Raw genomic sequence first — 12,638 nt, 5'->3', positions numbered from 1 at the left:
GCTTGTATTTTTATAGCGACATCGTTTTTTGTTCTTCGGATGGTCCACGCCACCATTTTTACGGCATTCAACGTACGCGCGACCAGTTCGCACAGAATGAACGTGTTTTCACTACGTAATCCTTAAAATCGTTGAAAATTCATTGGTTAACTGTTGCCCATGGACGGTTATCGGCATACCATCGGTCGGCTTGATGGTTTTCACACTGTCCGGATCAGAACGTCAAATTCCGAATGAACAGCGTTTCAGGGAACCATCTTCGATAAGGAGTAACCAAAGTGATTTCGCATCAGGATGCCTTGATCTACACAATGGTTATGGTATCGGCCGCCGATAATGACATTACCGACGCCGAGCTTTCCGCGATGGGCCGCCGGGTCCGTTACCTTCCGATTTTTGCCGGTTTTGACAATGATGGCGTCACCAGTGTTGCGCGCGATTGCGCACAATTGCTTGGCGAAGAAGACGGCATGGACCGCACGCTGGATATGATCCGCGATGCCCTGCCGCGCAAACTGCGCGAAACGGCCTATGTCTTTGCCTGTGAAATCGTCCTGTCGGACAGTGAAATCAGCCAGGAAGAATTGCGCATTCTTGAATTGCTGCGCCACCGGCTTGATATCGACCGACTGGTGGGTTCGGCCATCGAACGCGCCATGGCTGCGCGCTATGTCCGGCCTGGTGATCTCTGATATTTTAAGCGGTGCCTGCGGCAATTTGCCAGCCCGGCTTCGTTGAATGAAGAACGGTTAATTCAGCAATCCAACAATATGTTGGGCCTGTCTGTTTTATTTTGTGGAACCCAAAGCGCATTTTGGGCGTTACGCCGGAAAATAGCTGCTTTGACGAAGGCCACAATGGGACAGGACCCAACCAAGAAAACTTGCCGGTTTCGAGCCAATGTGCGCGGACCGGTTTTGCGTCACCAATTCAGATGTCTCTACCGTCACACAAAGGGATCGCCGTCATGACCGCTCTTTCCGGGGAAAACATTGCCTTTATCGGACTTGGATTGATGGGGCGTCCCATGGCGCTCAATCTTGAAAAAGCCGGTGCAGTCCTGACCGTCAATACCCGCAATCCCGAAACGCTCAATGCCTTCGAAGATATTGGCATTGCGACTGCCGGCACACCGGCCGATGCCGCGGCAGAGGCCGATATCGTCATCATCTGTGTTGCCGATACCGTTGCGCTTGAAAACGTGCTTCTGGGCGAAGACGGCATTATTGACGGCATGGAAGAAGACACCATCGTCATTGACATGGGCACGACCTCGGTCGAGGCGACAAGACGCTTTGCCGATGCCGTTGAAGAAGCTGGCGGCACATGGATTGATGCCCCGGTTTCCGGTGGGACCCAAGGGGCCGAAAACGGCACACTTTCCATCATGGTCGGCGCATCCAAGGAAGACTTCGCCCGCGTTCATCGCGTTTTTGATGTTCTGGGTGCGCGCGTAACCCATGTGGGCGATGTCAGTTCCGGACAGATTGCCAAGGCAGCCAACCAGATGATTGTCGGCATCACCATCGGTGCGGTTGCAGAGGCCTTTTCCATGGCCGACGAGGCCGGTGTCGAGCTTGAAAAGCTGCGCTCCGCCCTGACGGGTGGCTTTGCGGACTCTGCCATTTTGCAAAAGCACGGCGAACGTATGATCGAACGCAATTTCGAACCGGGCGGAAAGGTCGTCACCCAGCGCAAGGACCTGTTCCAGGCGCTTGAGTTTTCCGAAGGTGAAATGGGCGTTGAACTGCCCATCACGCGCCTTGCCATGGAACTTTATGACGAACTCATCCATATGGGCGATGGCGATCTTGATCACTCCGCCCTGATCAAGGTCTATGAAGAAGACTGATCGCTCGTGATCCGATCTGGTTAACGTGTCTGATTAACCGGGCTTGTGACTGCCGATCCGATACAGGTAAAGGCGGTCCGGCCCGGTTTTCATTGGCACTTCGCCAAAGGTCTGCCAGCCGGGAATGGCAAAGGCGCGGGATATCAAAATGCCACCATTTGCCATGCGCTGATCAAGCACGTCACCGACATCATTCATCACGCGCGGATCAAGAAAACAGACCACGACATCCCCCGGATCACGATCCAGCATTCTGAAATCCGCGCGGATGAAATCAAGGTTGGGCTTGGCCGCCAAAACGGCCCGCATCCGGCTGATAGCATAGGGGATCGGCGAAAGCTCAATCCCGGTAACTGTCACATCCGGCCGTGCCCGTGCAACTGCCAGCGCCAAGTCACCCCAGCCTGATCCGAAATCGGTCACGACCTTGGTGTCACCCGGAATATAGGCGATGATTTCATCTGCGGCCTTGGCTGATGTTGACATCGGAACCGCCTTTAGCCGGATTGCATAAACCGCAATCAGCGCCAAAATAATGCCAACAAGGGCCAATACGGATAAATCAGTCATCAACCATCCTGATATGATAGGGTCCGCGCCGCGCAGTCGTGCCAAAGGCCTGCAAGCATCGCAAGTCACTGGCCACGCATATCAAACACTTTATGCAGAAGATACCGGAATGAGCCACGAAGAAACCGACAACCGCGTTACCGAACTTGAAATAAAGCTTGCCCACATGGAAACCGTCGTCAGCGATCTGTCCGACATGATCAAATCGCAATGGGACCGGATTGATCTACTTGAGCGTCAGAACAAATTAATGTCGTCTGATGTTAAACGCATGATCGATTTCCTGCGTACATCACCAGAAGACGATGCACCACCGCCGCACTATTGATCGCGTGCGTAGTGCAAATGTGCGGCCCCGAAACTTCCTGCGCTTCTGCGTGCAGATGAAAGACCGATTTGACCAACCTTTATCTCGACATACCGACGTTCGACGACTTTGGGAAAGTTCTTGATGGCGCGGTTTATCACACCCTTCCCGACGACTGGTGGGTTGGTACATCCGATGTAGTTGGATCGACCAAGGCGGTCGAGGCCGGTCGATACAAGGACGTCAATATGGTCGGGGCATCGGTGATTTGTGCGGTCAGCAACGCACTTGGTCATTCCGATTATCCCTTCCTGTTTGGCGGCGATGGTGCAAGCTTTGCCTGCCCGCCTGATCGCATTGATGCCGTGCGTGATGCCATGGCCGCCACGGCCACATGGGCCCTTGAAACCTTGGACCTTGAATTGCGGGTCGGGTTGGTTCAGATCGGCGACATCCGTGCAACTGGCCGTCATGTCCGCGTTGCGCGCTATGCGGTTTCCAAGCCGGTATCCTATGCCATGTTCAACGGGCGCGGCCTGCAATGGGCCGAAGACCAGATGAAACAGGGCCATAACCTGATCCCACCAGCCCCACCGGGCAGTCGCCCGGACCTGACCGGATTGTCCTGCCGATGGTCGCCGATCCGCGCCGAAGGATCAGACGTGATCCTGTCGATCATTGTTGCCCCACGCAATGACCCCGCGCGTTTTGAGGCCACCGTTCGGGATCTGTTTTCCATTCTCGATGACAGCCCGCGCAAAAGCAGTCCGATCCCGGCATCGGGTCCCGAAGTTGCCTTCCCGCCCCCCGGCCTGCATCTTGAGGCCGAGGCGACCAAACACAAGGAAGGCGGCTATATCAAGGCATGGCTCAAGGCGCTTTACATCGCGCTGATCGCTTTCATCCTGATGAAAACCGGCCGAAAACTGGGCGATTTTGATCCCAAGCGCTACCGCGATTACACCGGCTATAACACCGATTTTCGCAAATTTGGTGATGGCCTTTGGATGACCGTCAACTGCAGCAAGGCGCGCGCCGAAGAAGTCGAAGCCCTTCTGCATGCGGCCGAACTGCAAGGCGACATTCATTTTGGCACCCATCGCCAGCGCAGTGCGATCATGACATGCATCGTGCCATCGATCACCAATGATACCCATTTCCATTTTCTTGACGGTGGCGAAGGCGGCTATACGGCGGCGGCCACGGCCTTCAAGGCAAAAAGAAAACGCGATCAGGCCGTCGAATCAGCAGCCGCCAATGCGTAAAACGCATCAATTGTAGTAGCACAATAGATTTCTTGCATGCCAAGCCCCTTTACCGGACACTTGCCTGATCCCGACATGATCAGGTACGCCCCATGGACACCCGCGAGCTTGAGACTCTTATCGCCGTTGCAGACGCGCAATCTTTTCACGGTGCCGCAGATCGCCTTGGCCTGACGCAACCGGCTGTCACCCGCCGTATTCAGCGCCTTGAAGAACGTATTGGCAAAAGCCTGTTTGATCGGGCAACCAAACCCCTGCAACCGACCACCGCCGGGCACCGGGCGCTGAGCGAGGCGCGCGACCTTCTGCGTCGGCTTGATGGTTTCAGTGATTCTGTTCTGGGCAACACCAAACGCCATGGCCCGTTCCGACTGGGACTAAGCCACGGGGCGGCCCCGCTTCTGGCTGCCACCGAACTGCGTGCCCTGCATCAGGCTTTCCCGGACATATCGCTTTCAATCAAAATGGGCTGGTCGGCGGAACTTCTTCCGCTTTTGCGCCGGGGTGAAATTGATGCCTTGCTCTCGCTTGGGGGGCCAAATGGTATCTTTGGCGGGGTGCATAGCCGCGACCTGCCGGCAAGCTTGTCAGCCAAAACACTGCTTGATGATGAAGTCGTTGCCATCGGCCCGAAATCAGCCCGTCACCACCCGAAAGACATCGCCGAACTTGCCAAAAACCCGGTGATCCTGATGCCGGAAGGCTGCACCTTCCGGGCGCTCGGCAATGCATGGGCGCATCGAAACGGGGTCGAATTTACCTCGGTCATCGAGGTGTCCGCCCTTGAATTGCAGATCGAAATGGTCGCCGCCGGGGCGGGGTATGGCATTATGGCACGGCGGTTCTGCAAACACAGCCCGGCCGCCGACCGGATCAAAATCCTTGATATCCCCGGCATGAACTGGGGCATGGCAATCACCCTGATCCGGCGTACCTCAAGTTCCGATCTTGACGATATTATCGACAAGGTCGGCGAACTGGTTATTAATGCCGGTCGAACATCCAGCAACGGCAATGCACGGATGTTATCAGCATCATAATCCGAATGAATTGGACGCATGCCACCAGCGCGTTCAATATCGCCAATAAACAATAATCCCTCTCGGAGGAACGTCTATGAGCCCCACTCAAAGCTCGCCCCAAAGTCCGCCGCAAAGCCCAACCCGCATGACCATCATGCGCGCGAAAAAATGGTTCCCCTGGCTGGTTCTGCTTTCAGGTTGTCTCGTGTTGTCGCTAAACCTTGGTGTGCGTCAATCGCTTGGCCTGTTTATCCCCGATATGCTCACCGATACCGGCTGGAACGCGGCCACCTTTGGTCTGGCCTTTGCCATTCAAAACCTGATGTGGGGCATATCCGCGCCGTTCGCCGGTGCCATTGCGGATCGTTTTGGTACGACCCGGACCCTGATTGGCGGTGGTGTTCTTTATGCGCTTGGGCTTTATCTGATGGGGACTTCCACCTCCCCGGGCGAGCTTTACCTCACCGCAGGTTTCCTGATCGGTACCGGTGTTGGTATCACGAGTTTTCCGGTCGTACTTGCCGCCATCAGCCGTGTTTTCACCGCAGAAAAACGCAGTTTCGCCCTTGGTCTGGCCTCCGCAGGTGGATCCATCGGTCAGCTGGTGATGGCCCCGACCACTCAGGCGCTCAATAGCTCGCTTGGCTATGTCTCGGCCCTTGTTATTCTGGCGGGCATTTCGATGCTGATCATCCCGGCTGCCTTTGCCATGACCGGCAAGGCAGAGGGCCACAGCCCGACCGCCACCCCGGATCTGGGACCGCAGGGCTTGGCCGCCGCATTCCATGAAGCCCGCAAGCATCGCGGTTTTGCACTGCTGAATGCCGGTTTTTTCGTGTGCGGCTTTCATATTGCCGTCATCGCAACCCACCTTCCGACCTTTACCGAACTGTGCGGCTTGCCCCGTTCGGTTGCCGCCGAAGGTCTGGCCTTGATCGGTCTGTTTAATATCATCGGAACGCTCACCGCCGGCTGGGCCGGGGGCAGATGGCGCAAGAAATATGGCCTGTCGTTTATTTACGGCATGCGTGCGGTGGTGATTGTGATCTTTATCTTCTCGCCCAAAACGTCTGAAACCATCTTGCTGTTTTCGGCATCGATGGGGGCCCTTTGGCTTTCGACCGTACCGCTGACCAGCGGCCTGATCGCACAGGTCTTTGGCCCGCGTTACATGGCGACCCTGTTTGGTATCGTGATGCTCAGCCATCAGATCGGTGCGTTCTTTGGCGCGTGGATGGGCGGGATTGTCTATGACCTGACCGGCAATTTCGATGCCGTCTGGTGGGCATCCGTCGCCCTTGGCGTCTTTGCCGCCCTTGTTCATATGCCGATTGATGACCGGGAATTGCGCACGACAGCCAAGGCTTAGTTCCACCCGGAATTTCACCAATTCAAAGCAGCGCCCGGCATCAACCCGGCGCTGCTTTCTTATTGGTCTTTTCGCTATGATCAAGTTGGGTTACAACCCGGTCATGGACAGACCGATTTACATCACCCCCGAAGGGTTAGGGGCCCTTAAATCCGAACTCGACCACCTTTGGAAAAAGGAACGGCCCGAAGTCGTGGCCGTTGTCCATTGGGCTGCGGGCAATGGCGACCGTTCGGAAAACGGGGATTACATCTATGGCAAAAAGCGCCTGCGCGAAATTGACCGCCGCGTAAGATACCTGCGCAAGCGGATCGAAGATGCCGTGGTTGTCCGCGCCGAAGAACAACCAGATCACCAGCACATCTTCTTTGGCGCACAGGTCACCTACGTCAACGCACGCGATGAAGAAAAAACCATCCGCATCGTTGGCGAAGACGAAGCCGACAGCCTCAATGGCAAGATCAGCTGGATTTCCCCGGTCGCCCGCGCCCTGATGAAATCGGGTGTCGGCGATGTCGTCACCGTTCGAACACCTGCGGGCGAGGATGAGTTGGAAGTCCTTGAAATCAGCTATCCGGGCTAGTCGTTTCGTCGGGTCCAGCACCCATCCCTGCCCTTGCCAAATTCTATGTCCATAAGAACCTGTTAATCTTGCACCCGGCACAGACAGCACGCTAAGGTTGAGGTATCTTGGTGGATGATGAGCTTGGCAATGTCGAAAAAGAGTTTGGCGTGCATACCTTTGGCCGTTGCAGGCGCCGCATTGACGGCGAGCGCAGGCGCACCTGTAACTGCGCAGCTGATCGCAGGCACGCTCCTGACCGGTGCGGCAAGCAACCTGTTCAACAAGTCACTCGATGAAGGGGCGGAAAAGCTCGGCAATATCTTTAGTCGGGCGTCCTCGGAATCAGACCCGATTATCACCGCTTTGCGTCAGGCCCATCTTGATGCGCTTGACACAATCCTTAAAAAATTTGACGCCGCGCAAAAGACAAACCCGTCTGCCGATAAAGACAGCAAACGCTTTTCAAGCGAACTGAAGAACTTCATAAAAGATGCTCGAAAATCGCTGAAATCAAAAAAGACCGGTGTCGCAACCACGTTCGAGAGAGACGTTTTTGCCTTGCTTCCCAGCGCATTGGATAGCATGCAGGACAATGCTGAACACTCCCCCTCCAGCGAGGCAACGGCAACCGCAGCAAACACCATCCAGACAGACCTTACAGAGACCGTCTTTCAAGAAGTCGTGGTCGCAACCGGCTCGACACCCCACGAAGTCCCGGAGGCGTTTAAAAAGCGGTTTTATGACCCTGGAAATGGCTGGTTCACACACTTCACCCAAAATGCCATCAATGCACTGAAGAACAACGAAGCCTTCAAGTCCCTTTGGACGATGGAGCAACTTGGTCGGATCAAGTCTTTAAGCGTTGCTATGTTTCAAGGGGTCAATACGATTTCCGAGCAACAAAAACAAGACAGCACCAAGCTCGATGATATCTCAGCCAAAGTGGACAAGATGGAAAAGATATTGTCCCGAACAGCCCATGAGAAAAGCATCGACCCGGAACACATCCGCCCCATTCTTGAACGCCTCGGACACACCGATACGCAGATAGAAGAGATACCTGCACTTTTGGCTCACGCAGTAGACGAGCTTCTCGCTCGCGCCGAAAGCCTTGAAACGTCCCACAATGACGGCACACTGATTGATCAGGCTATCCATGCAGCACGTGAAAAACTTCGTAGCGCCGATGTAGATGGCGCGGCTTTGATCCTGGATTCCGCGATTGAAGATGCGCAAGACCAACTCGAACAACGCCAAAAGGCAACAGCCCGCCTACATTTCGAAAAAGCTTTTCTTAAGCGAACAATTTTTGACTACGAGGAAGCAATCCATAGCTACCTTAATGGCCTAAAACTGGATGCTAACAACAGTGCGGGACTATACGAACTCGGGAGGATTTATGAAACCACAGGCCGATCCCAATTAGCCCTCAACATGTATCAAAAATGCACAAACAGCCTTAAAAAAGTTATTGCTTCCGATACGAATGATTTCACTCAGAAACGCAATCTCGCGGTTTCGCTTGAACGAATGGGTGACATTACCCTTGCCCGAGGGGGTCACAAATCAGCACTAAATTACTATCAAGAAAGCTACAATATTTTTGACGACCTTTCAAAAAATGACCAAACAGAAATTAAATATACTCACGAACGAATACTCTCGTTAATTCGCGTTGGGGACTCATACTTCCTCATGAAGGATACCAAAAATTCTTTATATTTCTATTCAAAGGCTCGACGATTATACAAAACATTAGCAAAGAAAGATTCAAAAAACATTGAATGGCTGCATGATATATCAATTATACTTAGTAAAATTGGGAATATTTTTCGCCAACAAGGAAATTTGCTTATTTCATTTAAAAGATACCAACAAAGCTATGAAATAAATCTCAATATTTGCAATCTCGACCCAAACAACAGAATGATGAAGAGATCACTTGCTGCTTCAATAAACAAACTCGGTACAATTCATTATGATCTGAAAAATCATAAAGCGGCATTGGAAATTCTTCTAGAGGGGAAAAGTATTATCCAAGAACTGTCCCAAGTCGACCCAGAAAACAAAGATTTACTTAGAGACTCTGCTGTTTTCAGCCAGAGACTAGCACAAACACACTTGGAAAAAGGTCGTACTTTGAAGGCACTTGGAGAATATAGCAATGCTTTCGAGATTATTAAATCGCTTTCAACCAGCGACCCCGACAATGCTGATTGGAGCCGAGACCTATGCTTCCTATACATGAATTTAGCCAAAATAGACCCGCAAAACCGAGCCTCCAACATGAAAGCTGCAAAGGGGATATTTAATACACTTCTTCAACGTGAAAAGCTTTCAAAAATCGATCAGGAAATATTCGAAATCGGATATAACACATACATTAACAATAGTAGTAAGTAGGGCAACTCTCCGAACAAAAGCCTTGGGGTACTTAGTAATCCTTAATTGAACCTATAATGCCTAGCGCAACTTATATGTTGACGTTCAGCTTACTAATGCAATCCAGAAACGTTTAGTACTCTAGCTTAATTCTACATCCGGCTTTTGACCCGACGCGTTGGTTCGGCGACCTGCGGGTCATCGGGCCAGTAATGCTTGGGATAGCGGCCCTTCATCTCGGCCTTCACCTGCGCATAGGACCCGTTCCAGAACCCGATCAGATCACTCGTCACCTGAATGGGCCGTTGCGCCGGGCTAAGCAGATGCAATGTCACTGCCACCTTGCCGCCCGCAATCTTTGGGGTTTCGGTGGCACCAAACATTTCCTGCATACGCACCGGAAGAGCGGGTGTTTCACCACTATAATCAATGCGGATGTTTGACCCGGTGGGCACTTGCCAATGGGTGGGGGCCAGGCGATCCATTTCCTGTCGCTGGTTCCAGTCGATCCTCGCGAGTAACGCCTCGGACAGGTTGATCTGTTTAAGCTGGCTGCGTTTCGTGATCCCGCTCAGATAGGGCGCGATCCAGTCTTCAAGCGACCCCAGCAGGCCGTCATCGGACATATCGGGCCAATGATCACCATCCACCCGATGCAAGAATGCCAAGCGTTCACGCAGACCGTTCGCGGCCTTGTCCCATGGCAGGCAATGCAGGCCAAGCTTGCGGATGCCCTCGATCATCGCCGCCGCAATCGCCTCGGGATCGGCTTCGTCATGGGTGGCTTTTTCTTCCAAAACCAGCGCACCAATCCGGCGTTGCCAGCGCGCAGCCACCACATCGCTTTGGCTGTCCCAAAAGACTTCGGTGCCTTCGGAAATCTGGTCTTTGAGGTGGGTTTCAAGGGTGGCGCGGGCCACCGGGCCTGCAAGGTAAATCTTGGCTTCGCGCGCCTGCCCGTCCAGTTCGGCAACCGCGATATAGGGCTCATTGGCCAGGCTGTCACTATTGGGCAAAACACCACCGCGCCCGCCCGACAGGCGATAGCGCGCGTCCGCCCCCTTGCGCCGCTCCCCGATCCGGTCGGGATAGGCAAAGGCCAGCAGCAACCCGACTTCATCGCTGTGATCGACCTTTGCACCCGCCGCTTTTTCAAGCCCGGCCTTCTTGGCGGCATCACGCAACCGGCGGGCAAGCTGTTTGGCAGCCTCGGTGATCATTTTTGGTGCCCGGCCCTTTTGGATGGCTTCTACCCGGATGCGCAAATCCGCCCCGCGCCCGCGCATGAAATCGCGATCAGACAGCAATGCCGCCAATCCACAGGCCACATCATCAAGGCCAAGCTGCGCGCCCCGTAACATCATATGTGCCAAGCGCGGATGGACCGGCAATCCGGCCATGGCGGTGCCCATCGGGGTAATACGGCTCTCGCCATCCAAGGCCTCTAGCCCGCGCAAGACATCACGCGCCTGACTGATCTTGGCCGCGTCCGGCACATCGAGCCACGGCAAGGTTGTTGGATCCGCAACGCCCCAGCGCGCGAGTTCAAGGGTCAGGGGCGCCAGATCGGCCTCGGCAATTTCGGGCGCGGTAAAGGGCGCACGTGCCCGATGCTCGTTTTCCGGCCACAGGCGGTAACATACCCCCGGCTCCAGTCGCCCGGCACGGCCACGACGTTGTTCTGCGCTGGCCTGCGATGATTTCACCGTCACCAGCCGCGTCATACCCGATGCCGGGTCAAAACGCGGCAGACGTTGCAGGCCGCTATCAATCACCACCCGAATGCCATCAATGGTCAGCGACGTTTCGGCAATGGCGGTGGCCAGCACCACCTTGCGCTTGCCGTCCGGGGCGGGTTGGATCGCGATATCCTGTGCTTTGGCATCCATCGCGCCATACAGCGGGGCGATGATGACATCACCACCAACCGCATCTTTTAATGCGCTTTCAACCCGGATGATTTCGCCCTGCCCCGGCAGGAAGGCCAGGATCGATCCGCTTTCTTCCCGAAGGGCGGTTTTGATCGCGGCGGTCATTTCCGCGTCAATGCGGACATTGCCCCATTTATCGGGCTTGGGGGCCAAATATTTGGTGTCGACCGGATAGGCGCGGCCTTCGGATGTGATCACCGGACAATCGCCCATCAGGCGGGCAATCGGATCGCCATCAAGGGTCGCGGACATCACCACAATCCGCAGATCATCCCGCAATGCGCCTTGAGTTTCAAGCGCCAGCGCCAGGCCCAAATCCGCATCCAATGATCGTTCATGAAATTCATCAAACAGGATGGCAGCAACCCCGGAAAGCTCCGGGTCATCCTGAATCATGCGGACCAGAATACCCTCGGTCACGACCTCGATCCTAGTGTCCTTGGAAACCTTGCGATCAAAGCGCACGCGATAGCCCACACGCCCACCAACCGCCTCCCCCAGCAACTGCGCCATCCGCCGCGCACTGGCGCGTGCCGCCAGACGCCGCGGCTCCAGCATGATGATCTTCTGATCCCCGCGCCAAGCGCAGTCCAGCAACGCCAACGGCACCTTGGTCGTCTTGCCCGCCCCCGGTGGGGCCTGCAGCACCACATTGGTCCCGCTTTCAAGTGCGGAAACCGCATCCGGCAGGACGGCATCGATTGGCAGGCTGGGAAAATCTGAGATCATCGAAATTTATGGTCACACAACACGAACAGGTTCGCCATATTGTTCCAGCAAGCTATCGGCAGTCAGGAGCAATATGCCCTCCGCCTTTGCTTGTGCAATCAGAATTCGATCAAACGGATCCTTATGTACCGCTGGCAGCGTATCAACGGTGATCGCATGTTCACTGTGCATCGGAAGTTCCAAGTAACCATTATCAAGCATTGCACGGCGAATAAGCCTTGGGTTTGCCTTGAAATCCTGTCGCCTCAACGCGTTCTTGATGGTGATTTCCCAGATATTGATTGGACTGAAAAGCAATTCGTTGTCGGGATCAGAAATGATCTCGCGGGCCTCAAGCGATAGCCTATCACTGTCCTTTGCAGCCCATAAGATCAGCTGGGTATCGAGCAAAAGCTTCATCAGCCGACCCCGAACATTTCTTCGATCTCGTCCTGCCCCATGCGATCAAAATCTTCTGGGATCAAGATTTTCTCGTCTTTCAAAAAGCCGATGCGTTTCGGCACGACTTGACTTTCCTGATAAGGCGACATTTGCACAACTGGCTTACCCGCCTTAGCTATGACAAGCTGCTCACCGTTCATGACGCGTGCAATAAGACGCGACAAATGTGTCTTTGCCTCATGAATGTTCACGATACCCATCGCAT

General features: G+C 54.4%; 12 protein-coding genes. 8 read left to right on the top strand and 4 right to left on the bottom strand.

Features of this window, described 5'->3' with window-relative positions; genetic code table 11:
• The first annotated feature begins 278 nt into the window (after positions 1-278).
• Both HED22_RS14805 and HED22_RS14800 read left to right on the top strand, forming a co-directional pair.
• The gene (locus tag HED22_RS14805; RefSeq protein ID WP_167723598.1) at positions 279-692 is read left to right on the top strand and encodes a tellurite resistance TerB family protein; all 414 of its coding nucleotides are present in this window, start codon (positions 279-281) and stop codon (positions 690-692) included.
• Positions 693-967: 275 nt separating this feature from the next.
• Positions 968-1,852: an NAD(P)-dependent oxidoreductase gene (locus HED22_RS14800; RefSeq protein ID WP_167723596.1), complete on the top strand. Its 885-nt coding sequence runs from the start codon at positions 968-970 to the stop codon at positions 1,850-1,852.
• 33 nt (positions 1,853-1,885) lie between these two features.
• Here HED22_RS14800 and HED22_RS14795 read toward each other — a convergent pair whose 3' ends face one another.
• Positions 1,886-2,422: a trans-aconitate 2-methyltransferase gene (locus HED22_RS14795; protein ID WP_167723594.1), complete on the bottom strand. Its 537-nt coding sequence runs from the start codon at positions 2,420-2,422 to the stop codon at positions 1,886-1,888.
• 109 nt (positions 2,423-2,531) lie between these two features.
• On the opposite strand from HED22_RS14795, the gene HED22_RS14790 reads away from it, so the two are divergent.
• From HED22_RS14790 to HED22_RS14765, 6 genes are all read left to right on the top strand, one after another.
• Positions 2,532-2,750 carry a SlyX family protein gene (locus HED22_RS14790; RefSeq protein ID WP_167723592.1) on the top strand — a complete coding sequence of 73 codons (219 nt, stop codon included), beginning with the start codon at positions 2,532-2,534 and terminating at the stop codon, positions 2,748-2,750.
• A gap of 68 nt (positions 2,751-2,818) precedes the next feature.
• Complete coding sequence (locus HED22_RS14785) at positions 2,819-3,994, top strand: DUF3095 domain-containing protein (protein WP_167723590.1); 1,176 nt, start codon at positions 2,819-2,821, stop codon at positions 3,992-3,994.
• 92 nt (positions 3,995-4,086) lie between these two features.
• Positions 4,087-5,034, top strand: coding sequence for a LysR family transcriptional regulator (locus HED22_RS14780; protein WP_167723588.1), 948 nt, complete (start codon positions 4,087-4,089; stop codon positions 5,032-5,034).
• A gap of 76 nt (positions 5,035-5,110) precedes the next feature.
• On the top strand, positions 5,111-6,385 hold the full coding sequence (locus tag HED22_RS14775) for an MFS transporter (protein WP_254870071.1): 1,275 nt from the start codon (positions 5,111-5,113) through the stop codon (positions 6,383-6,385).
• Positions 6,386-6,488: 103 nt separating this feature from the next.
• Positions 6,489-6,968 (top strand): transcription elongation factor GreB, encoded by a 480-nt coding sequence (gene greB, locus HED22_RS14770; protein ID WP_167723586.1) that lies wholly within the window; start codon positions 6,489-6,491, stop codon positions 6,966-6,968.
• A gap of 129 nt (positions 6,969-7,097) precedes the next feature.
• On the top strand, positions 7,098-9,353 hold the full coding sequence (locus tag HED22_RS14765; RefSeq protein WP_167723584.1) for a lipopolysaccharide assembly protein LapB: 2,256 nt from the start codon (positions 7,098-7,100) through the stop codon (positions 9,351-9,353).
• A gap of 131 nt (positions 9,354-9,484) precedes the next feature.
• Here HED22_RS14765 and hrpB read toward each other — a convergent pair whose 3' ends face one another.
• Genes hrpB through HED22_RS14750 form a run of 3 tightly spaced genes read right to left on the bottom strand, consistent with a single transcriptional unit; the run spans position 9,485 to position 12,633 of the window.
• Positions 9,485-11,992, bottom strand: a complete 2,508-nt coding sequence (gene hrpB / locus HED22_RS14760) for an ATP-dependent helicase HrpB (RefSeq protein WP_167723582.1) — start codon at positions 11,990-11,992, stop codon at positions 9,485-9,487.
• 12 nt (positions 11,993-12,004) lie between these two features.
• On the bottom strand, positions 12,005-12,391 hold the full coding sequence (locus HED22_RS14755; protein ID WP_167723580.1) for a type II toxin-antitoxin system VapC family toxin: 387 nt from the start codon (positions 12,389-12,391) through the stop codon (positions 12,005-12,007).
• A complete protein-coding gene (locus tag HED22_RS14750) occupies positions 12,391-12,633 on the bottom strand; it encodes a type II toxin-antitoxin system Phd/YefM family antitoxin (protein WP_167723579.1) in 243 nt (80 codons plus the stop codon). The genes HED22_RS14755 and HED22_RS14750 overlap by 1 nt, the downstream gene beginning before the upstream one ends.
• Positions 12,634-12,638 lie beyond the last annotated feature (5 nt).

The organism is Thalassospira sp. HF15, from assembly GCF_011806525.1.
GTDB lineage: Bacteria > Pseudomonadota > Alphaproteobacteria > Rhodospirillales > Thalassospiraceae > Thalassospira.
Note: the sequence above shows the minus strand (reverse complement) of the source record. Positions and strands in the feature narration are given on the sequence as shown.